Below are 24,232 nucleotides of genomic sequence, written 5' to 3'. Positions count from 1 at the left end.
GCGACAGCCACTGATGACTCTAGACTCAAATAAGCGCCCCGCCGAGCCTCCCGCCGACAGAACAAAAACCACAGAGATCGCAGTCGTGGATAACATCAAGCCATTCAACAGCTTCGCTGAGTTCTATCCCTATTACCTGGGCGAACATAGCAACAGCACCTGCCGTCGCCTGCACTTCCTCGGCACCAGCCTGGTGATCTTCATCCTCGCCTTCGCCATCGGCAAAGGCGCCTGGCTCCTGCTTTTGGCCCTGCCGGTGGCCGGCTACAGCTTCGCCTGGGTCGGGCATTTCTTCTTCGAGAAGAACCGCCCGGCCACCTTCCGGCATCCGCTCTACAGCCTCCTGGGCGATTTCGTCATGTACCGCGACATGCTGCTGGGCAAAGTACCGTTCTAGCTCACAGGCCACGAGGCTCGGCCGGACAGCAAGCCGTCTCGCGCAGACAGTGCAGGGTTGGATCCAAGGCATACACTCGAATCGTTGCCCACCAAAACAACAAGAGGATTGCCGATGAACGCCCATGCCCGCTTCACCCACATGAAAGATGGCACCCAGGAAGACTGGGCGATCATCGCCGCGGATTTCAGTGCCTACGCCAAGCAGCTGCCAGCACGCATCGTGGCGCACCTGAAGTTGCTGGAGGGGGATTTCGGCGGCTTTCCGGTGGACCGCCTGACCCACTCGCTGCAAACCGCCAGCCGGGCCTGGCATGACGGCCGCGACGAGGAGTACGTGGTCTGCGCCCTGCTCCACGACATCGGCGACACCCTGGGTTCCTACAACCACCCGGATATCGCCGCGGCGATCCTCAAACCCTTCGTCAGCGCCGAAAACCTGTGGATGGTGGAAAAGCACGGGATCTTCCAGGGCTACTACTTCTTCCACCACCTGGGCATGGACCGGCACCTGCGCGAGCAATTCAAGGAGCACCCGCTGTACCTGCGCACCGTCGAGTTCTGCGCCAAGTACGATGCCGCGGCGTTCGATCCGGACTATGACAGCCTGCCCCTGAGCTTTTTCGAACCCATGCTCGAACGCCTGTTCGCCCAGCCGAAAAACTCGATCTACAAGGCGGCCCTGCAGGAACCTGCGCCGGCCTGATCCCGACGCCTGCTGCACAGGCCATCGCGGGCAAGCCTCGCTCCTACGGTTTCAAGCAGGCGAGGCTGGCCCGCGATAATGCCCGCTCGGGCGACAACACCCTCAAGCCAGCTCCGCCACCTTCGCCTGCTCCGCCTTGCGCTGCGCCTCCCGGGCCTGGGCATCGGCCAGGCGATACAGCTCGATGGTGCCGTCCCAATGTTCGATCAGGGCGCTGCACGACTCGACCCAATCCCCGCAGTTGAGGTAGTCCACCTCGCCGACCTTGCGGATCTCGGCATGGTGGATGTGCCCGCACACCACGCCGTGCAACTCGCGCCTCACGCATTCGTGGGCGATGGCCTCTTCGAAGTCGCTGATGAAGCTGACCGCGGTCTTGACCTTGTGCTTGAGGTAGGCCGACAACGACCAGTAACCGTAGCCGTAGCGTGCCCGCCAGTGATTCAGCCAGCGATTGAGGGTCAGGGTGAATTCGTAGGCCGAGTCGCCGAGAAAGGCCAGCCAGCGGTGGTAGCGGGTGATGACATCGAACTGGTCGCCGTGGATCACCAGCAGGTGCCGGCCATCGGCCGTGACATGCACCGCCTCGTCCACCAACTGGATATTGCCCAGCATCAGCTTCGAATAGCGGCGCAGGAATTCGTCATGATTGCCGGTGACATAGATCACCTCGGTGCCGCGTTTGCTCATGGTCAGCAGACGGCGGATGACATTGGTATGGGCCTGGGGCCAGTACATGCCGCTGCGCAGCTTCCAGCCGTCGATGATATCGCCGACCAGGTAGATCCGATCGGCGTGATAGCCCTTGAGGAACTGCGACAGATGCTCCGCCTGACAGTCCCGGGTGCCCAGGTGCACATCGGAAATCCACAAGGTGCGCACGCGTTGTTTACGGCTGGGTCTGGCGAGTTCGGCACTGGTCATGGGCACGCTCCTGCATTTTTTGCGAGCTTGCACCCCAGCGATTAATCGCCCATGACAGAAATACGGCAGTCCGGTGACAGCCCTGGCCGCGGGCCGCCGGTGTAGACTGCGCGTCTGCCAAGGAGACCGTGATGAGACCGATCCTCACGCTACGCCACTACAGCCACGACCTGATCGTCCACAGCCACGAACACGCGCAACTGGTGTTCGGCCTGTCGGGCCAGCTCGACTTCGAGGTCGACGGCCGGGGCAGCCAGGTGGTCCAGCAGAGCGTCGCGGTGGTGCCCTCCGGCGCCCACCATGCCTGCGGCAGCCCCAACGGCAGCCGCTGCCTGGTGCTCGATGTCCCCGGCGAGCATTGGCTGGTGCAGTCCCTGGGCGCTCACGCCGATGCCAGCCGACGCCTGCTCGACAACGCCGGGCGCCTGCCCCTGGATATGGCGCAGAGCCAGCTGGTCGACTGGCTGGCCGGCAGCCCGGTCAACGACCCGCTGATCGCCCAGCAAGGCGCCGTGCTGTTATTGGCCAGCCTGAACCAGGTCAGCCCCGCCACCGTCGGCGGCCGGCGCCTGCCCTATGCCGCCCTGAATGAACATATCGACCGCCACGCCGCCCACCCGCTGCAGGTGGCGGACCTGGCGCGAATCGCCGGGCTGTCCAGCGCCCGCCTGCATGCGCGATTTATCGCCGAATGCGGGCAGACGCCGATGGACTACATCCGCAGCCGGCGCCTGCGGATGGCCGCCGGCCTGTTGCGCGAGTCGGCGCTGCCCATCGGCGAGATCGCCAGCCGCGTCGGCTACAGCTCCCAGAGCGCCTTCGCCGCAGCGGTGCTGCGCGAGTTCGGTGTCTCCCCCGGGCAACTGCGGCGAGCTGGCAAGCGCTAGGCTGCCGACAAAAAACGCGAGGATCGCGACAGACCGAAGCCGGCCCGGGCCCTTAGACTGGCAGCGCTCCGCTCAACTGTTTTGAAGGATTGAAATGACTCCGCGTACTGCCCTTGGCGCCCTGCATATCGGCGCACTGATGTTCGGCCTCACCGGTGTATTCGGCAAACTCGCCGCCGCCTCGCCCGCCATCATCGTGTTCGGCCGGGCAGCGTTCGCGGTGCTGGCCCTGGCGTTCTTCGCCCGTCTCTCCAGCAGCATCCGCTGGCAACGCCTGCAAGCCACCGACTGGCGCCGCCTGCTGCTCAGCGGCCTGCTACTGGCCGGACACTGGGTGAGCTTTTTCATCGCGGTGAAAGTCGCCGGCGTGGCCATCGCCACCCTGGGTTTCGCCAGCTTTCCGGCCTTCACGGTGATCCTCGAGGGGCTGATCTTCCGCGAGCGGATCCGCCTCAACGAGATCGTCCTGGTGCTGTTGGTCAGCGTCGGCCTGGTACTCGTCACGCCGGCATTCGACCTCGCCAGCGAAGCCACCAGCGGGCTGCTCTGGGCCGTGGGCTCGGGCCTGCTGTTCGCCTTGCTGTCGCTGAGCAACCGCGCCAGCTCCGCGCGCATTCCGGCGGTGCAAGCCGCTTTGTGCCAGAACGTGGTGGTCGCCCTGTGCCTGCTGCCGGTGGCGGCGCCGGGGCTGAGCGAGGTGCGCGCCATCGACTGGCTGTGGATCGGCCTGCTCGGCATCTTCTGCACCGGCCTGGCCCACAGCCTGTTCGTTGCCAGCCTCGCGGTGATCAAGGCGCGCACCGCGGCGGTGGTGTTCGCCCTGGAGCCGGTCTACGGGATTACCGTGGCCTGGCTGCTGTTCGGCGAGACACCGACGCTGCGCATGCTGATCGGCGGGGCCTTGATCATCTTTGCCATCGTGGTCTCCAGCAGCCTGTCCGGCTCAGGCAAGAAAGCCGTGGTGCAGGAACCCGCGTCTCACTGAGTACGGTCGTTGTGCCCCAGGTCGCGCTGCGGATCGATCTGGTCGCGTACCCGCTGCTTGAGCACCTTGGCCTCGGGGAAACCACCATCGGCCTTGCGCTCCCAGATCTGCACGCCATCGCAGGTGATGCGGAACGTACCGCCGGTGGCCGGTTCCAGGGACACCTTGCCCAGGTCGTCGCTGAAGGTGCTCAACAGCTCCTGGGCCAGCCAGGCGGCGCGCAGCAGCCACTGGCACTGGGTGCAATAGGTGATGATCACTTCGGGTTTACGTTCTGTCATGGTGCTGCCGACTCCGGGGCTCAAGGGCGCCGTTATAATAACCGCCTTTATCGCTCGCCCCGAGATCCGTGATGCGCCGTCTGCTGTCCTGCCTGTGCCTGTGTTTGCTGCCCCTGTTCCTGCACGCCGCCGAAGCGCCACGGCCGAAGATCGGCCTGGTGTTGTCCGGCGGCGCCGCCCGCGGCCTGGCCCATATCGGCGTGCTCAAGGCCCTGGAAGAGCAAGGAGTGAAGATCGATGCGATTGCCGGTACCAGCATGGGCGCGGTGATCGGCGGGCTGTACGCCTCGGGCTACAAGATCGACGAGCTGGAAAAACTGGCCCTGAGCATCGACTGGAAACAGGCGCTGTCCGATGCCCCGCCCCGGGAAGACATACCCTTTCGGCGCAAGCAGGATGACCGCGACTTCCTGGTGAAACAGAAACTCAGCTTCCGCGACGACGGCAGCCTGGGTCTGCCGCTGGGGGTCATCCAGGGCCAGAACCTGGCCCTGCTGCTGGAAAGCATGTTCGCCCACGCCAGCGATACCCGGGACTTCGACAAACTGCCGATCCCGTTCCGCGCAGTGGCCACGGACATTTCCAGCGGCGAGAAGGTGGTGTTCCGCAAGGGCCACCTGCCCCGGGCGATTCGCGCCAGCATGTCGATCCCGGCGGTGTTCGCCCCGGTGGAGATGGATGGCCGGCTGCTGGTGGACGGCGGCATGACCGACAACATTCCGCTGGATGTAGCCCGCGACATGGGCGTGGATATCGCCATAGTGGTGGACATCGGCACCCCGCTGCGTTCGCGCCAGCAGTTGGCGAACGTGGTCGATGTGCTGAACCAGTCGATCACCCTGATGACCCGGCGCAACTCCGAAGAGCAACTGGCGACCCTGCACAAGAATGACGTGCTGATCCAGCCGCCCCTGGCCAGTTTCGCGGTCACCGACTTCGGCCGCGCCCAGGAGATGATCGACGCCGGCTACCGCGCCACCCGCATCCTCGACGCGCGCCTGGCGCAGTTGCGTCCGGCCGAAGCGCTGAACGCCGAATTGAACGCCGCGCGCTCGCCCGGCCAGCGCACCCCGGTCATCACCGCGATCCGGGTGGAAAACGATTCGAAAGTCAGCGACGACGTGATCCGTTACTACATCCGCCAGCACATCGGCGAGCCCCTCGACCTGGGCCGGCTGCAGACCGACATGGGCACCCTGTACGGCCTGGACTACTTCGAGCAGGTACAATACCGCGTGGTCCACAAAGGCGATGAGCACACCCTGGTGATCAACGCCCGGGGCAAACGCGCCGGTACCGATTACCTGCGCCTGGGGCTGAACCTGTCCGACGACATGCAAGGCGACAGCGCCTTCAACCTGGGCGCCAGCTACCGGGTCAACGGCATCAACAGCCTCGGCGCCGAATGGCTGACCCGGGTGCAGATCGGCGATCATCAGGAACTCTACAGCGAGTTCTATCAGCCACTGGATATTGGCTCGCGCTACTTCATCGCGCCGTTCATCGGCCTCGAATCGCAGAACATCGAAGCCGTGCTGGACAACGACCCGATCGCCGAATACCGCCTGGAGCGCTACGGTTTCGGCCTCAATATCGGGCGCCAGATCGGCAACAGCGGCGAGATCCGCTTCGGTGTCGGCGAAGCCTGGGGCAAGGCCAAGGTGCGCGTCGGCGACCAGAACCTGCCCAGCGAAAGCTTCAGCGAGGGCTACTACGAGCTGCGCTACTCGTTCGACTCCCTGGACAACGTGTACTTCCCCCATGAAGGTGAGGACATCGGCCTGTCGCTGCGCCAGTTCGAACCCGGCCTGGGCTCGGACAAGCGCTACCGGCAGTGGGAATTCAAACTGGACAAGGCCCTGAGCAGCGGCCCGAACACCTTTATCCTCGGCGGCCGCTATGGCCGGACCCTGGATGAAGCAGAGGTGGTGACTTCAAGCTTCGTGCTCGGCGGCGCCCGGCAGTTGTCGGGCTTTCGCGAGAACGCCCTCTCGGGCCAGAACATCAGCCTGATGCGGGGCGTCTACTACCGGCGCCTGACCCCACGCTCCTATTTGCCCCTGGACTTCCCGCTGTACATCGGCGGATCGCTGGAGCGTGGCCGCGCCTGGAACAACGACAACCCGTTCGACAGCGGTTACATCAACGCCGCGAGCATCTTCCTCGGTTTCGACACGCCGCTGGGGCCGCTGAATTTCAGCTACGGCTTCAACGACGACAACCAGAAAGCGGTCTACCTCAATCTGGGCCAGACCTTCTGATTCCCGCCGCCCCGCTCGGTTTGGGTGCTGGAGGCGGCTCGTCCGGCTCCTCCAGGCGCCAGACGATCGAGTCGGCATCGAAGGGGGGCGGTGATACGACGGCAGGAGGCGCCGGCACGCGGGCAGGCTCGGCGGGGGCGATCAGGTCCCAGTCGACATCGAACGACGGCTCGCGAGCGGCGCGCCGATCCTCTGTCGCGGGCGGCTGTATCGGCGTCACAGGGGGCGTCGATCGGAGCGGCGCCCCGGCAGCCACAGTCGTCACTGCACTGGCCTGCGCCCGCGAAGGTCGACTATCAGAAGGCATCTGTGCAGCGACAGGCGCCCCCGCCAGGGTCGCGGCCTGACGACGGCGGCGCGTCACCAGCAACACCAGCAAGACGCTCAATAGCAATGCGGCCACCATCAGCCAAGGGTTCGCGCCCTCGACCTTGGGTGCCGGTACGGCTGCCTGGGGAGGACTGGCGGCGGCTGGCGTTGCAGGTGCTTCGGATACAGGCGCGGGCGTACCGGTGGGTTTGCTCTGGACCTCGGCCAACCGACGTTGCAGTTCCCCCAGCTGTTGCTGCTGGCGCGCCAGTTGTTCGTCCCGCAGTTGCAGCTTGTTCTGCAGCTCTTGCGCCTGGTTCTGCAATTGCTGGTTGGCCCGCATGGTCTGCGCCAGTTGCCCGGCCACGGGATCGAGCACCTTGGCTGGCGCCTGGCTGGCCATCGCGAGTTCAGAGCCCGTGACTTCCCTGACCGGAGCCGGGGCCGGCACTATCTCGGGACTTCCGGGGGGATCGATCAACAGCATGTATTCGCGCAGCTGCCGGCCATTGGCCTGGTTCACCTGCAACAGAAAATCCAGGAAAGGTTCGTTCACCGGCTTGCTCGACGCCACCCGGATCACCCGGCGCTCCCCCTGCAGGATCGGGGTGAAGCGCAAGTCATCGAGAAACGGCAAAGGCTCGACCCCGGCCTGCTTGAACTCCTCGGCCGTCGCCAGGCTGACCGACAGCTCGTCCTCCCGCAGGCCTTGCGCCTGCTCCAAGGCGATCTCAGCCTCCAGTGGCTGGTTCAGGGCCGAATGCACAGTGATTTCACCCAGCCCCACCGCCGAAGCCAGGGACGAATACAGGGCGGAGGCCAGGGACAGAGCAGCGCCGAGGCCAAGCAAGCGGACGGAGCCGCGCAAAGCGGCCAACGGACTCTGGAACATGAGCATCCTTTTCGATAACCGAAAGCGACCACAGCGGCGATACGCTGACTGCGCATGCCGCTGTGGACCTGGTAGTTCTTATAGTCTGCCGGTGTCGCCCGCTCAAAAATCCGCGGCGTCAGTTATGCCTCAAGACTTTTCCAGATTGGCCAGGATATGGGCGTGAACCCGCATGCATACGCGCATGTCCTCTTCATCGACACCGACGAACAACTCCCGGCGCAGGGCGGTGGCAATGGTTTCGATCTGTTCGATCAAGGGCAGCGCCGGGGCGCACAGGACGATCTTCTTCGCCCGACGATCCTCGACCACCGATTGCCGTTGCACCAGCCCCTGGGTTTCCAGGCTGTCGAGCAGCCGCGCCAGGGTCGGTCCTTCGACGCCGACACTCTGGGCAAGTTCACGCTGGGTCGGGGCTTCATCGAAACGGGCGAGATGCAGCAGCACCAGCCAGCGGGCCTGGGACAGGCCAAGTCCGGCCAGGCGGCGATCCAGTTCGGCGCGCCAGCCTCGGGACATCTGCGCCAACTGCATGCCAAAACGGTGTTGATCGGTTAACGGCATAAACAACTCATGGTTAGTAGACTGAAAATTAAGGAAAACTAATTATTAGTCAGCTAAGCATGACAGTTGCCTATAGGCAAGGCTTGGCATGAACTGAATCGTTACATCTTGCCGCCCGGACACTCACATCTCGAATTCCGATTCCAGCGCCGCACGCACGCAATACAACACCCCTTCAGGCACGCGACCGGCAAACAGCTCGGCCACTTCGCTCACCGATGGCAGCTCGCCTTCGCCGTCGAGAAAGGCGTCCTGGATCTCGCCGAGCAGGTCTTCGGGCAAGTCCAGCGCCTGCTCCAGGGACAACTGCTGCTTGCCCACGGCTTCGGCCAGCATGGTGTAGACATTCTTCTCCGAGCACTGCAGCTGCCCGGCGATCTGCAGCGGTGTCATGCCGGCGCGGGCCAGGGTCATCAGTTCGTGGCGAATGTCGGCCACCACTTTCGGCGTCTCGGCCTGGCCGCCCAGCACTTCGAGGAAGGCCTCGCCGTAACGCTCCAGCTTGCGCGCGCCAACGCCGCTGACCCGGGCCATTTCCGCCAGGGAGCCGGGCTGGCTGCGGAGCATTTCCAGCAAGGTGGAGTCGGGGAAAATGACATAGGGCGGCACCCCATGCTCTTCCGCCAGCTTGCGCCGCAAGGCACGCAGGGCTTCCCACTGTTCGCGCTCCTCGCCACGCACCAATTGGCTGGCCTGGCTGGTGCTGCTCTTGGTGGCGCTCTGCGGCTTTATGTCGCGGCGCAGCTCCAGGGTCACCTCGCCCTTGAGCAGCGGTCGGCAACTGTCGCTCAGACGCAGGCCGCCATAACCTTCCAGGTCAATATCGGCCAGGCCACGGGCCACCAGCTGGCGGAACAGCGAGCGCCATTCGCCTTCGCTGCGCGCCTTGCCCACGCCGTACACGGAAAGGTGCTGATGGCCGAAGCTGCGGACCTTTTCCGTGTCCTTGCCCAGCAGCACGTCCACCAGGTGGCCGACGCCATAACGCTGGCCGGTGCGATAGATCGCCGACAACGCCTGGCGCGCCGGCTCGGTGGCATCCCAGGTCTGCACGCCGTCGACGCAGTTGTCGCAATGGCCACACGGCTTCGGCATGTCTTCATCGAAATAGGCCAGCAGGCTCTGGCGACGGCAGCGGGTTTCCTCGCACAGCGCCAGCATGGCATCGAGCTTGTGCTGCTCCAGACGCTTATGGCGCTCGTCGCCCTCGGAGTTCTGCAGCATCTGCTTGAGCATCAGCACGTCCTGCAGGCCGTAGGCCATCCAGGCATCGGCGGGCAGGCCATCTCGGCCGGCACGGCCGGTTTCCTGGTAATAGGCCTCGAGGGACTTGGGCAGGTCCAGGTGCGCCACGAAACGCACGTTGGGTTTGTCGATGCCCATGCCGAAGGCGATGGTCGCGACCATGATCAGCCCTTCCTCGTTGAGGAAACGCTTCTGGTGATAGGCCCGCAGGTCGCTGGGCAGCCCGGCGTGGTACGGCAGCGCCGGGAAGCCCTGCTCGCAGAGAAAGGCGGACACCTCATCGACCTTCTTGCGCGACAGGCAATAGACGATGCCGGCATCGCTGCGTCGCTCGTTGAGGAACGCCAGCAGTTGCTTGCGCGGCTGCTCCTTGGGAACGATGCGGTAGAAAATGTTCGGCCGGTCGAAACTTGAGAGGAAACGCTCGGCGTTCTGCAGGTGCAGGCGGTTGACGATTTCCTCGCGGGTGCGCTTGTCGGCGGTGGCGGTCAGGGCGATGCGCGGTACCTGGGGAAACATTTCCGCCAACTGGCCCAGTTGCAGGTACTCCGGGCGGAAATCATGCCCCCACTGGGACACACAATGCGCCTCGTCGATGGCGAACAGGGCGATATCCAGGTTCTGCAGGAACGCCAGCATCCGCGGCTGCACCAGGCGCTCCGGCGCCAGGTACAGCATCTTCACTTCGCCACGCCGGATGCGTGTGGCCAGGTCGCGCTGCTGCTCGGCGCTCAGGGTGGAGTTCAGCGACGCCGCGGCGACCCCGAGTTCCTCCAGGGTGGCGACCTGGTCGTCCATCAGGGCGATCAGCGGCGAAACCACCACCGCCAGGCCATCGCGCAACAAGGCCGGAACCTGGAAGCACAGCGACTTGCCGCCGCCGGTAGGCATCAGCACCAGGGCATCGCCGCCACTGGCCACGCGCTCAATGATCGCACCTTGGCGGCCACGGAAACTGTCGTAGCCGAAGATGTCCTTGAGGACGCGTTGAGCCTGTTCGAGCATGAAAAACTCCAAAAATCGCTGAAATCCCTGGGTGCAGGCTGGCCGAAAAGACCGCGGTTTTCACTGACAAATCCGTTAGCGGACTTTTCCTGAACCGTCACGACGCCTGCCGGGGCATCACAAAACGCGCAAGTATACCCGAGCCCTTGCTGGCGAAGGGGGGCGGCAACGGACCGTTGGTAACTTCAAGAACCGCTCAAATCTGCGCGGCGGCTGGCCTGGGCGCTCAAGAAAGCCTAGAATTCAGCATCGTTTATTCTCCAAGGTAGCCCTTCAATGTCCTTCGCTGAGCAACTAACCCGCCTGCAAGCCTTCCTCGACGCCGATGAGCTGCATGACGAGGCGCTGGACTACGTGGCCGCCCATGGCTACCTGACTGCGCTGTCCATTTGTTCCGAAAGCGTTCCCGACCGTGAGTGGATCGACGCCCTGTTCGCCGAGGAGCCGCACTACCGCGACGCCGCGCAGCGCGAAGAGATCGAGTCCACCCTGATCGCCCTCAAGGCCCATATCGCCCGCCAACTGGCGTCCGACGAAGAATTCGAGCTGCCGTGCGACCTCGATCTCGGCGACGAGCCAGACGATTCCGAGCTGCGCGGCTGGTGCATCGGCTTCATGGAAGGCGTGTTCCTGCGCGAAGAAGCCTGGTTCGAAACCGCCGAGGAAGAAGTCAGCGAGATGCTCCTGCCAATCATGGTCGGCTCCGGCCTGTTCGACGAACAACCCGAGTTCTCCGACATCGCCAGCGATGCCAACCTGATGGACGACATGATCGTGCAGATCCCGGAAGCCCTGACCGCTCTGTACCTGCTGTGCAACGCGCCGGACGAAAAACCGGCCATTCTCAAGCCTCGTCACCACTGAGTCGTTGCCTATGGCCAAGCCCATAGGCAACCGCCCCCTGATCCTGCGTTACGTTCTGCTGGCCATCGGCTGGCTGAGCGTAGCGCTGGGGGTGATCGGCATCTTCCTCCCGGTCTTGCCCACTACCCCCTTCCTGCTGCTGGCCGCTGCCTGTTTTGCCCGCAGCTCGCCGCGCTTCTATCGATGGCTGGTGGATCACCCGCGGCTCGGCCCGTGGGTCCGCGACTACCTGGACGGCCATGGCATCCCGCTCAAAGGCAAGGCCTACGCCATCGGCCTGATGTGGCTGAGCATTGGCTTGTCCTGCTACCTGGTACCGCTGCCCTGGGCTCGTGGCTTCATGCTGACCAGCGCGGTGCTGGTGACGATTTACATCCTGCGCCAGAAAACCCTGCACAGGACCTGAACCCGGCGCCACCCCGTCTGCTCCATACTCTCCCCGGCCAGCCGACCAGCTGTCCATGTCCGCAAAAAATACCGCCTAGACTTCAGACACCGGCATTCGAGCAGCCCGCCACGCCCCCCAGCCCGTATCACCTCGACTGGACACTGCTCCGGCAATGGCTGATCCGACAAGGGAGTGTCGCATGTCGCTCATCAAGCAACTGTTTCTTGCCATTTGCCTGTTCCTTCTAGTGGCCTTCAGCGGCAGTTTTATTGTCAGCCTGGAAAGCTCCCGCGAGCAGATGCTCGGCCAGCTTCGCTCCCACGCCCAGGACGCGGCCACGGCCCTGGGCCTGTCCCTGACCAGCCAGTTCGACGACCCCGCGCTGATGGAGCTGATGGTCAGTTCGATCTTCGACGGTGGCTACTACAACAGCATCCGGGTGGTGAATAGCACGGACGAAAGTATCCTGATGGCGCGCTCGGCGGCGGCCAGCGTCGAGGGTGTGCCCGACTGGTTCGTCCGCCTGGTGAACCTGCCCCCCCAAGGCGGCGAAGCCCGAGTAATACGCGACGGGGAACCGATAGCGCGGGTCGAAGTGGTGAGCAATCCGCAATTCGCCCTGGCCCGGCTCTGGGACAGCAGCCTCGGCGCTCTGGTCTGGCTGCTGGCCTGCGGGATGCTCAGCGCGATGTTCAGCGGCTGGCTGCTGCGGCGCCAACTGCGCACGCTGGACGCCATGGTCGAGCAGGCCGAGGCCATCAGCCAGCGCCAGTTTCTCCGCCTGCCGAATATCCCCCGCGCCCCCGAACTCAAGCGGGTGGTCCTGGCCATGAACCAGATGGTGGAAAAACTCGAAGCCCTGTTCGCCGAAGAAGCCGCACGCAGCGAGAAACTGCGGACCGAGTCCTACCAGGACAGCCTGACGGGGCTGGCCAACCGGCGCTTGCTGGACGAACAGCTCGGCGACCAGTTACTGCACAACGAGCAGAGCACCGATGGGTATCTGCTGATGCTGCGGGTCAATGATCTCGGCGGCCTGAACCAGCGCCTGGGCGGCCAGCGCACCGATGCGCTGATCGGCAGCATCGGCGAGCTGCTCAAGCGCATCAGCGCCCAGGCCGAGCGGCGCCACTGGCTGGCGGCGCGCAATCGCGGCGGCGAATTCAGCCTGCTCACCCCGGGGCTGGATGCCCGCGGCGCCGAGCGCCTGGCCATGGAAATCAGCGCCACCCTGGAGAACCTGCGCCTGACCGGCGCCAGCGACTGCACCCCGGTGGCGCACCTGGGCATTGTCGCCTACCAGCCCGGGGAACAACTGGCGGACGTATGGCTGCGCCTGGATCAGGCGCTGGCCCAGGCCCAGCACCGCCCCGAACGCCCCTGGGCGCTGCTGCGGGACTCCACCGCCGGCCCCAGCCAGCCCCAACATGACTGGCGCGCGTGGATCGACGATGCCCTGAGCCATGGCAAGTTGCAGCTGTATTTCCAACCGGTGGTGCAGTGCGCCGACACCAGCGAAGTGCTGCATCACAAGGTGCTGGCCCGGCTGCTCGACCCACAGGGCGAAGCCATCGCCGCCGGGCACTTCCTGCCGTGGATCGAGCGCCTCGGCTGGGCCGCACGCTTCGACCTGGCCATGCTCGAACACACCTTGGATTATCTGGTCGAGCATGCCTGGCCGCTGGCCCTGAGCCTGTCCGGCAGCGCCCTGCGCGACCCCGACGCCTTGCGGCAGATCCTCGCCCAGCTCGAGGCCCTGCCCGAGATGGCCAGGCTGCTGACCCTGGAGATCGACGAACGCCAACTGCACTCGGCCAGCGAGTTGCAGCGCTTGAGCCAGCACCTGCGCGGCAGCGGCTACCGGATCGGTCTGCAACACTTCGGTGGCCATTTCAGCCAGGTCGGCAACCTGGCGCACCTGGGCCTGGCCTACCTGAAAATCGATGGCAGCTACATCCGTGACATCGACCGGCAAAGCGACAAGCAGCTGTTCATCGAGGCGGTGTTTCGCACCACCCACAGCATCGACCTGCCGCTGATTGCCGAACAGGTGGAAACCCGGGGCGAACTGGACACCCTCAAAGCCCTGGGGCTGTTCGGGGTCATGGGGCGACTGATCGGCCCACCGGCGCCGATGTAGCCGATTCCGCAGACGGCGACACCCAGGCCAGAAGTGCTGCGCGCGACAGAAAAATGTCGCACCAAAGGCTGTGCCACCCTCTTCTGTATCGCTCCCCCTCCCGTCCTGCCTGGGCCCCTTTCATCGCGTCGTCCTGACCCAGGGAAACCGCTCTAGAACTTGTAATCGAGGAATTTTTCGGAGGAAAGGACCAGCGGTTTTTCATGCAGCTCATAAGTCAGTTTCGAAATAAACCTTATGAGAAATCATTCTTAGCTTCTCCTCAGGATGTTCTTAGATCTGTTGTCGCAAACCTGAAACAGGTTACCCGGCAAATTCGTCATTTTTTTGGCAACTGAAAAGCGACATCATGAAGGAGATGTACCCCATGCGCGTTTTCCACCCCCTCAGTAGCGCGATCTTATTAGTCATGGCCTGCACTCATCAGGCCCAGGCCATGTCCCTGACGGAAGCGATTCAAAGCACGCTGGACAACCACCCGGAGCTGCGCGCGAGTCAGGACAGCCGTCTGTCGGCCGATGAGGATATAAAGGTCGCCAAAGGGGGCTTCTACCCATCGCTGGACGCGAATGCGGGCTATGGCCGTGGCTACAGCGACAACACCACCACCCGTGCGCAGGGCAACCATCACACCGAGACCCTGACCTATACCCAGTCGGAGTTGCGCCTGCGGCAAATGCTCTTCGACGGTTTCAGTACCGCCAACGAAGTCGGGCGCACCCGGTCGGTCTCCAACTCGCGGGCCTACTACACCCGCGGCACCGCCGAGAGCCTGGCCCTGCGCACCATCGAGGTGTACCTGGAAGTGCTCAAGCGCCGCGAACTGGTGACCCTGGCCAAGAACAACCTGCAGGCGCACCTGCGGGTCAACGACCAGATCGGCCTGCGCAGCGAACGCGGCGTCGGCAGTACCGCCGACCTCGATCAGTCCAAGGCGCGGCGCGCCCTGGCGGAAAACAACTACGACACGGCCCAGGTCGACCTGGCCGACGCCGAGGCCAGCTTCTTCAGCGCCGTGGGGCGCATGCCCGACGAGCTGGAAAGCCTGCCGTCGGTACGCGGCGAGCTCCCCGGCAGCCTGCCGGACGCCCGGCAAAGCATGCTGGAGAACAACCCCTACCTGAAATCGGCCCAGGCCGACGTGCAGGCCGCCGAGAGCCAGTACGAGGTCGCCAAGTCGCCGTTCTACCCACGCTTCGATGCCGAGGCCGCGGTGGGCGCCAACGACAACGTGCAGGGCGACAAGGGGCATGACAATGAATGGCGGGTGGGCGTGGTGATGAACTACAACCTGCTGCGCGGCGGCAGCGACAAGGCCCGCCTGCAATCGAACGCGCACAAGATCAACCAGGCCATGGACATCCGCAACAACGCGCTGCGCATGCTCAACGAGAACATCACCCTGGCCTGGAACGCCATGGTCAACGCCAAGAAACAGACCCCCGCCGCCCGCGAATACGCCGAAACCACCACCCGCGTACGGGCCGCTTACCAGGATCAGTTCGGCCTCGGCCAGCGCACCCTGCTCGACCTGCTGGACAGCGAAAACGAGCTGTACAACGCCAACCGCCGCTATACCGAAGTGCGCTACACCGAGGAGTTCTCGATGTACCGCGTGCTGGCGAACATGGGCGAGTTGCTGAACAAGGAGAAAGTCGTGGTGCCCGCCGAAGCGATCGCCCAGAGCGAAGTGAAAAGCGAAGCCCGTCTGCCGGAAATGCGTTAAGGCCTCGAAAGCTCAGGCGTCGTGCCTGAGCTTCCCCGCCTCAACCTGTAGCCGCTGCCGCAGGCTGCGATGGGCTGCGCAGCAGCCCCGAACGGCCCATCACGCACCGCCTGAAAAAACCCAAACCCCACGCCAACGGCTACAAGGAATCGTCCTGCGCCTTAAGGTGGTTACGTCGATAGGTCTCCTCCCCCATCGCCGCGATCTGCCCCTCGATCAAGGCTTCGAAGGGTTTGAGCAAAGGCTCGAACGAGGCCGGCGCTTCCAGGGTCTCCAGGGCCTGGGCGATGGCCTCGACAGTCGACAGAGCCCCCGGCCCCGGCGCCTTGCGCAGCCGGTAACGGGACTCCGCACCAGCGCCCAGGGTCACCCGGGGCAACGCCGCCAGCAGCGGGTTGAGGTGCAGCAGCTTGCGCGCCTTGCGCCAGGTGCCGTCGGGCACTACCAGCAGCAAGGGCTGGCTGTCCGGCTCGCTGGAGTACGCCTGCAACGGCTGCGCGTCCTCCGCCGGGAACAACAGGCGCGCCTGATAGCCGGGGCGATTCAGCAGCGTCGCCAGGTCGGCGAACACCTCACCGACGATCAGTTCGGCATTGTTCAACCCCAGCGCCGCCAGGCGTGCGGTATTCAGCGCGTGGTTCACTTCACTGGGGTGCTGCAACAGCAAGACCCGGGTGCGGCTATCCAGTTGGGGAATCAACGGACACAGGCAATGGGTATGCGGGCGCAGACAACGTTCGCAGCGGGCTCTTGATATAGCGGGGGACATGCGGGCCTCCTCAGACCTGGTTGAGCTGCGCCTTGAGCAGGTCGCGGAACGTCTGGATCAGCGGCTCGCGGCTGCGCCCACGGCGCACGATCATCGAGAACGGCGCCTGATAGCCGAAGGTGGCCGGCAGCAGCACGCGCAAGTCGCCCTTGTCGGCCCAGGCCTGGGCGTAATGCTCCGGCAGGTAGCCGATATAGGCGCCGGACAGCACCAGGATCAGTTGCGCCTCCATGCTCTCCACTGTCGCCGCGCTGTGCTTGAAGCCGTGGCGCGCCAGTTCGGCCTGGCTCCAGTAGCCACGACCGACCATGCGCTGCTGGGTGATGACCTGCTCGGGGATGCGCCGCTCGTTGAACAACGGGTGCCGGCTGCTGCAATACAGCCAGTGCTGCTCGCGGTACAGCGGCATGTACACCAGCCCGCTCATGCGCGTGGAGAAGGCGCCGATGGCCAGGTCCAGGCGGTTGTCCTGCACGCCGAGCTGCAATTCGTAGGGGCTGAGCACCGACAGGTGCAAATGCACCGCCGGGTGTTCCTGGCTGTAGGCGCCGATGGCTTCGGCGAACGGCAGGGCCTTGTCGCTCACCGTCGAGTCGATCACCCCCAGGTTGAGGGTGCCACGCAGTTCGCCCTTGAGCGCCGCGGCATACTGCTCGAAACCTTCGAGTTCGCCCAGCAGGCGCAGGGTTTCCTGATGGAACAGCTCGCCCTTGCTGGTCAGGCTGAAACCGCCGCGGCCACGGTGGCACAGCACCAGCCCCAGCGCCGACTCGAGCTGGCTCATGTAGGTGCTGATGGCCGAGGTGGAGAGGTTCAGTTCGTGCTGGGCATTGGCGAACCCCTGATGCCGCACCACGCTGACGAAGATGCGTAATAGTTTCAGATCAGGTAAAGCGTTGGCCATGGGCGCTCCATCCGGTAAATCGACAACGATGATCGGGTATCAGGGTCATCCGGACCTCATTGACGCTCCTTCATGGAGGGCCTGGCGGCCGGCATTACGGCCAATCGCGGGCAAGCCTCGCTCCTGCAGAAGCATGTGGTCCTGTAGGAGCGAGGCTTGCCTGCGATGACGTCAGCACGGCCCCCGCCGCTCTCGCAGGTCCGAAGTCTATCCTTTACAGCCGCCATTAGTTTAGAAAAATCTGAACTAAGTATTTGCCCGTAGCGATTCTTCCCGCCCACTACATTTCGCAGAATCGGCTCCACTCGGTTTCGCCGGCAGCCGCTGCCGCGCCGCAAACCCCATAAATAAAACAACGATGAGGCCAATCCCGTGGACAAGACTCTCCACCAGCCACTGGGCGGCAACGAAATGCCGCGTTTCGGCGGCATCGCCACCATGATGCGTCTACCCCATGTGCCAACCCCGGCCGGCCTGGATGCCGCCTTTGTCGGCGTACCGCTGGACATCGGCACCTCGCTGCGCTCCGGCACCCGCTTCGGGCCACGTGAAATCCGCGCCGAATCGGTGATGATCCGCCCCTACAACATGGCCACCGGCGCCGCGCCCTTCGACTCGCTGAACGTGGCCGACATCGGCGACGTGGCGATCAACACCTTCAACCTGCTGGACGCCGTGCGCATCATCGAAGAAGCCTACGACGACATCCTCGAACACAACGTGATCCCACTGACCCTAGGCGGCGACCACACCATCACCCTGCCGATCCTGCGGGCCATCCACAAGAAGCACGGCAAGGTCGGCCTGGTACACATCGACGCCCACGCCGATGTCAACGATCACATGTTCGGCGAGAAGATCGCCCACGGCACTACCTTCCGCCGCGCCGTGGAAGAAGGCCTGCTCGATTGCGACCGCGTGGTGCAGATCGGCCTGCGCGCCCAGGGCTATACCGCCGAAGACTTCAACTGGAGCCGCAAGCAGGGTTTCCGCGTGGTGCAGGCCGAAGAGTGCTGGCACAAGTCGCTGGAACCGCTGATGGCCGAAGTCCGCGAGAAGGTCGGCAACGGCCCGGTGTACCTCTCCTTCGACATCGACGGTATCGACCCGGCCTGGGCGCCAGGCACCGGCACCCCGGAAATCGGCGGCCTGACCACCATCCAGGCGATCGAGATCGTCCGGGGCTGCCAGGGCCTGGACCTGGTCGGCTGCGACCTGGTGGAGGTTTCGCCGCCCTACGACACCACCGGCAACACCTCGCTGCTGGGCGCCAACCTGCTGTATGAAATGCTCTGCGCCCTGCCCGGCGTGGCGCGTCGCTGAGACCCGGCGGTGCTGCCCTGCAAGGCGGCGCCGCTGTCGTTATTCATGACGCCGCCAGCGAGCCGCGCATGCAAGGGGAGCAACACTTGAGCCAGGAGCACGAGACCCGCGTTTTTACAAACCTGGGTCCGACGCACAATGACAAGGCCTATGGCTGGCCTGCCACGAACTTTTGTCCGCCATGCCGGAAGGGCTGCCGCCCCCTTAGCCAAACAGGTGACGCTCACCCACGATGAGCGCGCCTCGATGATCGGAGCAGATCATGAATAACAATAAAGAAAAATGCCTTAGCCCCATCCAAACCAACGGGATCGGACCGATCCCGGCCCCCGAGCGCGCGCGTCGCCCCGACGATCCACGCCGCGAATCCCTGAACTCACGCCATCGAGCCGTGATTCGCCAGACAGCCTGATCCACCCCATCGCGGTGAAACAACGCCCGCGGCGAGGACGCATCCTCTCGCCACGGAGCAGGGACGCAGCACACAACAACAAAAGTTTCGCCGTCACGTTCCACCTGGTTCTGCCATAAGAAAGATAATCGGAGACGCCAACATGGCTTTAGATCTATTCGTCGTACTCATCTATGCCGCCGGCATGCTGGTGCTCGGCTACTACGGCATGCGCAAGGCCAAGACCCACGAGGACTACCTGGTGGCCGGGCGCAACCTGGGCCCGAGCCTGTACATGGGCACCATGGCCGCCACCGTGCTGGGCGGTGCCTCCACCGTCGGCACCGTACGCCTGGGCTACGTTCACGGCATCTCCGGCTTCTGGCTCTGCGCCGCGCTGGGCCTGGGCATCATCGCCCTCAACCTGCTGCTGGCCAAACCCCTGCTCAAGCTGCGGATCTTCACCGTCACCCAGGTCCTGGAAAAGCGCTACAACCCGATGGCCCGCCAGGCCAGCGCGGTGATCATGCTGGCCTATGCGCTGATGATCGGCGTGACCTCGATCCTCGCCATCGGCACCGTGCTGCAAGTGCTGTTCGGCCTGCCGTTCTGGATCTCGGTGCTGCTGGGCGGCGGCGTGGTGGTGATCTACTCGGCGATCGGCGGCATGTGGTCGCTGACCCTGACCGACATCGTCCAGTTCGTGATCAAGACCGTCGGCCTGATGTTCATCCTGCTGCCGATCTGCCTGTACCGCGTCGGCGGCTGGGATGAGCTGGTGGCCAAGCTGCCGGCGGCGAGCTTTAGCTTCACCACCATCGGCTGGGACACCATCGTCACCTACTTCATGATCTACTTCTTCGGCATCCTGATCGGCCAGGACATCTGGCAACGGGTGTTCACCGCCAAGACCGAAAAAGTCGCGCAATACGCAGGCACCGTCGCCGGCTTCTACTGCATCCTCTACGGCCTGGCCTGCGCCCTGATCGGCATGGCCGCGCATGTCCTGCTGCCGGACCTGGACAACGTCAACAACGCCTTCGCCGCCATCGTCAAAGCCTCGCTGCCGGACGGCATCCGCGGCCTGGTGATCGCCGCGGCCCTGGCCGCCATGATGTCCACCGCCAGCGCCGGCCTGCTGGCCGCCTCCACCACCCTGACCGAAGACCTGCTGCCGAAGCTGCGTGGCGGCAAGCAATCGAGCCTGGGGGTCAACCGCCTGTTCACCCTGCTGACCGGCTTGGTGGTACTGGGCATCGCCCTGGTGGTCAACGACGTGATCAGCGCCCTGACCCTGGCCTACAACCTGCTGGTGGGCGGCATGCTGATCCCGCTGATCGGCGCGATCTTCTGGAAACGCGCGACCACCGCCGGCGCCATCGCCAGCATGGGCCTGGGCTTTGTCACCGCGCTGGCGTTCATGTTCAAGGACGGCCTGGACGCCAACACCCCGATCTACTACAGCCTGGCCGTCGGCCTGGTCAGCTTCGTGGTGGTCAGCCTGCTGTCCCGGCGCCCGGCGCCACTGGCGAACGCGATCTAACCTCAGGTCAGACGCCGTACATTTTTCTTCGGCGGGTGCAGCGTCGGTGGCTGCACCCGTTTTTTTTCGCCTGGAGGAAAGCCCGATGAAGATTGTCAGCCGCGACCGCTGGTTCGAAGTCAAAAGCCTGAGCGACGGCATCCGGCTGATTCACGAGCCCTACATCCGGCCGTTCTATCGCTGCAACCTGTGGCATATCCAGGGCCGCGACCGGGACCTGCTGCTGGACAGCGGCTCCGGCCTGGTCAGCCTACGCGAACAGTTGCCCTGGCTTACCGAACGGCCCTTGCTGGCGGTGGCCAGCCATTGCCATTTCGACCATATCGCCGGGCACCACGAATTCCCCGAGCGCCTGGTACACCCCGCCGAAGCGCAGATTCTCGCCGCGCCCGACGGCGCCAATACCCTGTCTGCCGCCTATGTCGGCGACGAGATGTTCGAGGCCCACCCGGATTGTCCGCTGTGCTACGCCGAGTACCGGGTCAAGGCCGCCCCGGCGACGCGCCTGATCGAGGAAGGCGACGTGCTCGACCTGGGCAACCGCCAGCTCCAGGTGTTGCACACGCCCGGCCATTCCCCCGGGGGCATCAGTCTGTGGGAAGCCGCCAGCGGCACCCTGTTCAGCGGCGACATCATCTATGACGGCCCGCTGGTCGAAGACGCCTACCACTCCAACCTGGACGATTACGCTACCAGCCTGAAACGCCTGTACCAGCTGCCGGTACGTACCGTGCACGGCGGCCATTTCGGCAGTTTTTCGGGTGAATTGCTGCGCGCCATGATCGAGGATTGGATCCGTCGGCACCCATGAAGCTGTGCTGTACTGCACACAGTCCCGCCCGCCTCTCGAAGCAGGCACAGGTCCCCTGCTGAAAGAGCCGAAATGAAAAGAGCCGAAGTTCGACAAACCGTGCATGACTTCATCAGCCGGCTGCTGGAGGGCAATGACAGTTTTGTCGACGATGCGAGTCTGCAGGAACTGGGGTTGGACAAGCAGGATATCGAGGACCTGATCTTCCACCTGGAAGATGAATTCGGCCTGACGGCCTTCACCCACGAAGAGGACCAGATGCTCAAGACGGCGAACAGCGCCAATGACCTGAGCCGGTTTCTATTGAAGATTGCCCGGCACTGAGGGCCGTTGGCGGGGGTAGAGTGATCGGGGGTCGATCAGAAGGTTGCAACCGATCGCGAGCGGATCCGCTTTCGCGCGGCTGAAAAATGACGGGAGCAGGCCCGATGCCTGCTCCACTCCCGAGCCGATATCAACGCCGACGCTGTTGCCGACGCCGTTGTTCGTCGTCCGTGCGGATTGGCACCGGCTGCAATGGTGGCTCGATCAGTCCCAGTGCGACCCCGAGGTCGTGAAGCCAGTTCTGCAGTTTCTCTTTCATAGTGCCCCCTTAAGGGTCGTGCCCAGCGGCAGGGTTCTGGAGCCGCTTGGGTTGATAATAGCGCTAAGTTTCAGGCAATGCTCAACCAGGTTCGCAATGATCTGTTACCGGATTAATCTGAATCGCCCCGGCGATTCATCCCGTGATTTGCAGCGCTGGGCGGCGATCGCTCTAGCCCGCCACTGCCTGGCCGAGCGCTACAGCCAGCTGCGAATGCGCCGGCGCAACCACTGCTCGGCGCTGACGAAGGTGATGCCCAGCAACACCAGCACCGCACCGACCACGAAATTGAGGCTCAGGGGCTCGCCCAGCAACAGCACGCCGAAGGTGACGCCGAACAGCGGCGTCATGAAGGAAAACACCGCCAGGTTCGAGGCCAGGTAACGGCGCAACAGCCAGAACCAGGTCAGGTAGCTGAAGAAGGACACCACCAGCCCCTGGAACAGCACGCTGGCCACCGCCACCGGCGTCAGGCTGACATGGGTGGCCTGCCCGCTCAGCACCGCGATCAGCAGCAGGCCGACGAAACCGACGATCAACTGATAGAACAGGGTCAGGGTCGCTGGCGCCTCGGACAGGCGAGAGGCGCGCACCACTACTGTGGTCGCGCCCCAGGCCAGGCCGGCGAGCACGCCCAGGGCGTCGCCGAGCAGCATGCGGGTGTCCAGGTTGTCCAGCGAGATACCGCCGGCGAAGGCCACACCGATGCCGATGAACGCCAGCACGATCCCCAGCCACTGCAGGGGCCTGAGGCGTTCACTGGGCAGCAACCAGTTCACCCCCAGGGCGGTGAAGATCGGCGCGGTATAGAGAAACACCGACATGTGCGCCGCGCTGGTGAGCTTGAGGCCTTCGGCGATGAACAGAAACTCCAGGCCGAACAGGCTGCCGGCCAGCAGCCCACCGCGCCAGGTGCTGCCAATCTGCGCCCAGCCACCCTTCCAGCACATCAGCAAGGCCACTAACAATGCCGAAATGCCCGAGCGGGCGGCGGCCTGCATCACCGGTGCGATATCCGCCGCGGCCCACTTGATCATCACCTGCTGCACGCCCCAGATCAGGCACAGCCCCAACATCACTTGCAGGGCGAAACCATCGGCGCTGCGCCGTTCGATACTCACCGCAGACCCTCGGGCAGATTCATGGACATGACAGTTACTCGATAGAAACGAAAAAACCCCGGAACCGGTCCGGGGCGAAGAAGAATGTACCGTCGATTATCGACCAAGCGGACAGAAAAAACCGCTACCAGAGTGGGCAGCGGTGATGGGCACCCCGTACTCAGGTCAGTTCAATACGATCGGCATGAATGACGATCTGGCCACTCTTGTACAAGGCGCCGATGGCCTTCTTGAAGTTGCCCTTGCTGACCCCGAACAACCCGCTGATGACCGCGGGATCGCTCTTGTCGCTGACCGCCAGGGTGCCGTTGTTTTCCCGCAACTTGGCGAGGATCTTGGCATTCAGGCCGCTGGCCAGTTCTTCGCCCACCGGTTGCAGGCTGAGGCTGATCTTGCCGTCGGCGCGGATCTCCTTGATGAAGCCCTTTTCCTGTTTGCCCGGGCGCAGGAACTTGAACACTTCGTTCTTGTGGATCAGGCCCCAGTGCTTGTTGTTGATGATGGCCTTGAAGCCCATGTCGGTGGTTTCGGCCACCAGCAGGTCGACTTCCTGGCCGACCTTGTAGGTCACCGGCGCCTTGTCCAGGTAACGGTCCAGGCGGGCCGTGGCGGTGATGCGGCGGGTGTGTTTGTCGAGGTAGACGTGCACCACGCAATAGTCGCCGGCGTTCAGCTGGCGCTTTTCTTCGGAGTACGGCAGCAGCAGGTCCTTGGGCAGGCCCCAGTCGAGGAACACGCCGATGCTGTTGACTTCCACTACTTTAAGACTGGCGAATTCGCCTACTTGAACTTTGGGCTTTTCGGTAGTTGCAATTAACTTGTCGGCACTGTCCAGATAAATAAAAACATTCAGCCAGTCTTCATCTTCACTGGGAATATCCTTGGGAATATAACGATTGGGCAGCAATATTTCGCCGTCTGCCCCACCGTCCAGATACAAACCGAAGTTAGTATGTTTAACCACTTGCAAACTGTTGTAGCGCCCGACTAAAGCCATTTCCAGAACCCTCATTGCGTGGGCGGCATTCTACCCGGTTTTCCGTGCCGGGTTGGCCGGGGCGCCGGAAATTTTGCTGAAAACCTTGAGATTCATGGCTTTGCGCCAAGCATCGGCGCCGCTCATCAGACCACCGGCCACCCACCTGCGCTGGAGCGTCCCCAGGCAAGCCCCTCTCGGCTTCATTGTCTTTATTTAAAACAGTAGGTTACGGGGA

Annotated in this window: 23 protein-coding genes and 1 pseudogene; 14 read left to right on the top strand and 10 right to left on the bottom strand. The window is 63.8% G+C overall.

Features of this window, described 5'->3' with window-relative positions; genetic code table 11:
* Positions 1-85 precede the first annotated feature (85 nt).
* The gene (locus tag ACQKQA_RS09220; RefSeq protein ID WP_427555810.1) at positions 86-397 is read left to right on the top strand and encodes an Mpo1-like protein; all 312 of its coding nucleotides are present in this window, start codon (positions 86-88) and stop codon (positions 395-397) included.
* A gap of 114 nt (positions 398-511) precedes the next feature.
* Positions 512-1,102, top strand: coding sequence for an HD domain-containing protein (locus tag ACQKQA_RS09215; RefSeq protein ID WP_427555806.1), 591 nt, complete (start codon positions 512-514; stop codon positions 1,100-1,102).
* Positions 1,103-1,204: 102 nt separating this feature from the next.
* Here ACQKQA_RS09215 and ACQKQA_RS09210 read toward each other — a convergent pair whose 3' ends face one another.
* Complete coding sequence (locus tag ACQKQA_RS09210; protein WP_427555803.1) at positions 1,205-2,026, bottom strand: UDP-2,3-diacylglucosamine diphosphatase; 822 nt, start codon at positions 2,024-2,026, stop codon at positions 1,205-1,207.
* A gap of 131 nt (positions 2,027-2,157) precedes the next feature.
* Between ACQKQA_RS09210 and ACQKQA_RS09205 the strand changes: the two genes are divergently transcribed.
* Together ACQKQA_RS09205 and ACQKQA_RS09200 are read left to right on the top strand one after the other, a co-directional pair.
* Positions 2,158-2,913, top strand: coding sequence for an AraC family transcriptional regulator (locus ACQKQA_RS09205; protein ID WP_427555801.1), 756 nt, complete (start codon positions 2,158-2,160; stop codon positions 2,911-2,913).
* 94 nt (positions 2,914-3,007) lie between these two features.
* The gene (locus tag ACQKQA_RS09200) at positions 3,008-3,898 is read left to right on the top strand and encodes a DMT family transporter (protein WP_427555798.1); all 891 of its coding nucleotides are present in this window, start codon (positions 3,008-3,010) and stop codon (positions 3,896-3,898) included.
* On the opposite strand, the gene ACQKQA_RS09195 is transcribed toward ACQKQA_RS09200, so the two are convergent.
* A complete protein-coding gene (locus tag ACQKQA_RS09195; protein ID WP_427555795.1) occupies positions 3,892-4,179 on the bottom strand; it encodes a SelT/SelW/SelH family protein in 288 nt (95 codons plus the stop codon). The two genes, ACQKQA_RS09200 and ACQKQA_RS09195, sit on opposite strands and share 7 nt — an antisense overlap.
* A gap of 71 nt (positions 4,180-4,250) precedes the next feature.
* Here ACQKQA_RS09195 and ACQKQA_RS09190 point away from each other — a divergent pair, with 71 nt between their 5' ends.
* Positions 4,251-6,440, top strand: coding sequence for a patatin-like phospholipase family protein (locus tag ACQKQA_RS09190; RefSeq protein ID WP_427555792.1), 2,190 nt, complete (start codon positions 4,251-4,253; stop codon positions 6,438-6,440).
* Here ACQKQA_RS09190 and ACQKQA_RS09185 read toward each other — a convergent pair.
* From ACQKQA_RS09185 to recQ, 3 genes are all read right to left on the bottom strand, one after another.
* Positions 6,418-7,641 (bottom strand): type IV pilus assembly protein FimV, encoded by a 1,224-nt coding sequence (locus tag ACQKQA_RS09185; RefSeq protein WP_427555789.1) that lies wholly within the window; start codon positions 7,639-7,641, stop codon positions 6,418-6,420. The genes ACQKQA_RS09190 and ACQKQA_RS09185 overlap by 23 nt on opposite strands.
* Positions 7,642-7,770: 129 nt before the next feature.
* A complete protein-coding gene (locus tag ACQKQA_RS09180; protein WP_092303228.1) occupies positions 7,771-8,205 on the bottom strand; it encodes a MarR family transcriptional regulator in 435 nt (144 codons plus the stop codon).
* 123 nt (positions 8,206-8,328) lie between these two features.
* Positions 8,329-10,455 (bottom strand): DNA helicase RecQ, encoded by a 2,127-nt coding sequence (recQ, locus tag ACQKQA_RS09175; protein ID WP_427555786.1) that lies wholly within the window; start codon positions 10,453-10,455, stop codon positions 8,329-8,331.
* Between the two features lie 276 nt (positions 10,456-10,731).
* On the opposite strand from recQ, the gene ACQKQA_RS09170 reads away from it, so the two are divergent.
* The 4 genes from ACQKQA_RS09170 to ACQKQA_RS09155 all read left to right on the top strand — a co-directional run bounded on the left by ACQKQA_RS09170 (position 10,732) and on the right by ACQKQA_RS09155 (position 15,573).
* Entirely contained in the window at positions 10,732-11,319 is a 588-nt protein-coding gene (locus ACQKQA_RS09170) for a UPF0149 family protein (RefSeq protein ID WP_427555783.1), read from the top strand.
* A 10-nt stretch (positions 11,320-11,329) separates the two neighbouring features.
* Complete coding sequence (locus ACQKQA_RS09165) at positions 11,330-11,725, top strand: YbaN family protein (protein ID WP_427555781.1); 396 nt, start codon at positions 11,330-11,332, stop codon at positions 11,723-11,725.
* Between the two features lie 181 nt (positions 11,726-11,906).
* Positions 11,907-13,847, top strand: a complete 1,941-nt coding sequence (locus tag ACQKQA_RS09160) for a bifunctional diguanylate cyclase/phosphodiesterase (RefSeq protein WP_427555779.1) — start codon at positions 11,907-11,909, stop codon at positions 13,845-13,847.
* A 367-nt stretch (positions 13,848-14,214) separates the two neighbouring features.
* Complete coding sequence (locus ACQKQA_RS09155; protein ID WP_427555776.1) at positions 14,215-15,573, top strand: TolC family outer membrane protein; 1,359 nt, start codon at positions 14,215-14,217, stop codon at positions 15,571-15,573.
* Positions 15,574-15,712: 139 nt separating this feature from the next.
* On the opposite strand, the gene ACQKQA_RS09150 is transcribed toward ACQKQA_RS09155, so the two are convergent.
* Both ACQKQA_RS09150 and ACQKQA_RS09145 read right to left on the bottom strand, forming a co-directional pair.
* Positions 15,713-16,330 carry a tRNA-uridine aminocarboxypropyltransferase gene (locus tag ACQKQA_RS09150; RefSeq protein WP_427555916.1) on the bottom strand — a complete coding sequence of 206 codons (618 nt, stop codon included), beginning with the start codon at positions 16,328-16,330 and terminating at the stop codon, positions 15,713-15,715.
* Positions 16,331-16,352: 22 nt separating this feature from the next.
* On the bottom strand, positions 16,353-17,246 hold the full coding sequence (locus ACQKQA_RS09145; RefSeq protein ID WP_009047635.1) for a LysR family transcriptional regulator: 894 nt from the start codon (positions 17,244-17,246) through the stop codon (positions 16,353-16,355).
* 372 nt (positions 17,247-17,618) lie between these two features.
* Between ACQKQA_RS09145 and speB the strand changes: the two genes are divergently transcribed.
* The 5 genes and pseudogenes from speB (at position 17,619) to ACQKQA_RS09120 (ending at position 21,638) form a co-directional block, all read left to right on the top strand.
* Entirely contained in the window at positions 17,619-18,569 is a 951-nt protein-coding gene (speB, locus tag ACQKQA_RS09140) for an agmatinase (RefSeq protein WP_427555773.1), read from the top strand.
* Between the two features lie 14 nt (positions 18,570-18,583).
* Positions 18,584-18,777, top strand: a pseudogene (locus ACQKQA_RS09135) (DUF4440 domain-containing protein); the annotation flags it as partial.
* Positions 18,778-19,123: 346 nt separating this feature from the next.
* Positions 19,124-20,503: a sodium:solute symporter gene (locus tag ACQKQA_RS09130; RefSeq protein WP_427555770.1), complete on the top strand. Its 1,380-nt coding sequence runs from the start codon at positions 19,124-19,126 to the stop codon at positions 20,501-20,503.
* A gap of 85 nt (positions 20,504-20,588) precedes the next feature.
* Positions 20,589-21,314 carry an MBL fold metallo-hydrolase gene (locus ACQKQA_RS09125; protein ID WP_427555768.1) on the top strand — a complete coding sequence of 242 codons (726 nt, stop codon included), beginning with the start codon at positions 20,589-20,591 and terminating at the stop codon, positions 21,312-21,314.
* Between the two features lie 72 nt (positions 21,315-21,386).
* Positions 21,387-21,638 (top strand): acyl carrier protein, encoded by a 252-nt coding sequence (locus ACQKQA_RS09120; RefSeq protein WP_427555766.1) that lies wholly within the window; start codon positions 21,387-21,389, stop codon positions 21,636-21,638.
* A 130-nt stretch (positions 21,639-21,768) separates the two neighbouring features.
* On the opposite strand, the gene ACQKQA_RS09115 is transcribed toward ACQKQA_RS09120, so the two are convergent.
* From ACQKQA_RS09115 to ACQKQA_RS09105, 3 genes are all read right to left on the bottom strand, one after another.
* Complete coding sequence (locus ACQKQA_RS09115) at positions 21,769-21,897, bottom strand: PA1414 family protein (protein ID WP_009042667.1); 129 nt, start codon at positions 21,895-21,897, stop codon at positions 21,769-21,771.
* A 197-nt stretch (positions 21,898-22,094) separates the two neighbouring features.
* Positions 22,095-23,018: a DMT family transporter gene (locus ACQKQA_RS09110; protein ID WP_427555763.1), complete on the bottom strand. Its 924-nt coding sequence runs from the start codon at positions 23,016-23,018 to the stop codon at positions 22,095-22,097.
* A gap of 160 nt (positions 23,019-23,178) precedes the next feature.
* A complete protein-coding gene (locus ACQKQA_RS09105) occupies positions 23,179-24,015 on the bottom strand; it encodes a CvfB family protein (RefSeq protein WP_427555760.1) in 837 nt (278 codons plus the stop codon).
* Positions 24,016-24,232 lie beyond the last annotated feature (217 nt).

Source organism: Pseudomonas sp. NPDC089530, from assembly GCF_050280705.1.
GTDB lineage: Bacteria > Pseudomonadota > Gammaproteobacteria > Pseudomonadales > Pseudomonadaceae > Aquipseudomonas.
The sequence above is the reverse complement of the archived record's forward strand: the minus strand, read 5'-3'. Positions and strand labels throughout refer to the sequence as shown.

Bases quoted from the DNA above. Each gene is read 5' to 3' on its own strand.
- ACQKQA_RS09215 (WP_427555806.1), top strand. From the start codon at position 512: ATGAACGCCCATGCCCGCTTCACCCACATGAAAGATGGCACCCAGGAA.
- ACQKQA_RS09210 (WP_427555803.1), bottom strand. From the start codon at position 2,026: ATGACCAGTGCCGAACTCGCCAGACCCAGCCGTAAACAACGCGTGCGC.
- ACQKQA_RS09205 (WP_427555801.1), top strand. From the start codon at position 2,158: ATGAGACCGATCCTCACGCTACGCCACTACAGCCACGACCTGATCGTC.
- ACQKQA_RS09200 (WP_427555798.1), top strand. From the start codon at position 3,008: ATGACTCCGCGTACTGCCCTTGGCGCCCTGCATATCGGCGCACTGATG.
- ACQKQA_RS09195 (WP_427555795.1), bottom strand. From the start codon at position 4,179: ATGACAGAACGTAAACCCGAAGTGATCATCACCTATTGCACCCAGTGC.
- ACQKQA_RS09190 (WP_427555792.1), top strand. From the start codon at position 4,251: ATGCGCCGTCTGCTGTCCTGCCTGTGCCTGTGTTTGCTGCCCCTGTTC.
- ACQKQA_RS09185 (WP_427555789.1), bottom strand. From the start codon at position 7,641: ATGTTCCAGAGTCCGTTGGCCGCTTTGCGCGGCTCCGTCCGCTTGCTT.
- ACQKQA_RS09180 (WP_092303228.1), bottom strand. From the start codon at position 8,205: ATGCCGTTAACCGATCAACACCGTTTTGGCATGCAGTTGGCGCAGATG.
- recQ (WP_427555786.1), bottom strand. From the start codon at position 10,455: ATGCTCGAACAGGCTCAACGCGTCCTCAAGGACATCTTCGGCTACGAC.
- ACQKQA_RS09170 (WP_427555783.1), top strand. From the start codon at position 10,732: ATGTCCTTCGCTGAGCAACTAACCCGCCTGCAAGCCTTCCTCGACGCC.
- ACQKQA_RS09165 (WP_427555781.1), top strand. From the start codon at position 11,330: ATGGCCAAGCCCATAGGCAACCGCCCCCTGATCCTGCGTTACGTTCTG.
- ACQKQA_RS09160 (WP_427555779.1), top strand. From the start codon at position 11,907: ATGTCGCTCATCAAGCAACTGTTTCTTGCCATTTGCCTGTTCCTTCTA.
- ACQKQA_RS09155 (WP_427555776.1), top strand. From the start codon at position 14,215: ATGCGCGTTTTCCACCCCCTCAGTAGCGCGATCTTATTAGTCATGGCC.
- ACQKQA_RS09145 (WP_009047635.1), bottom strand. From the start codon at position 17,246: ATGGCCAACGCTTTACCTGATCTGAAACTATTACGCATCTTCGTCAGC.
- ACQKQA_RS09130 (WP_427555770.1), top strand. From the start codon at position 19,124: ATGGCTTTAGATCTATTCGTCGTACTCATCTATGCCGCCGGCATGCTG.
- ACQKQA_RS09125 (WP_427555768.1), top strand. From the start codon at position 20,589: ATGAAGATTGTCAGCCGCGACCGCTGGTTCGAAGTCAAAAGCCTGAGC.
- ACQKQA_RS09120 (WP_427555766.1), top strand. From the start codon at position 21,387: ATGAAAAGAGCCGAAGTTCGACAAACCGTGCATGACTTCATCAGCCGG.
- ACQKQA_RS09115 (WP_009042667.1), bottom strand. From the start codon at position 21,897: ATGAAAGAGAAACTGCAGAACTGGCTTCACGACCTCGGGGTCGCACTG.
- ACQKQA_RS09105 (WP_427555760.1), bottom strand. From the start codon at position 24,015: ATGGCTTTAGTCGGGCGCTACAACAGTTTGCAAGTGGTTAAACATACT.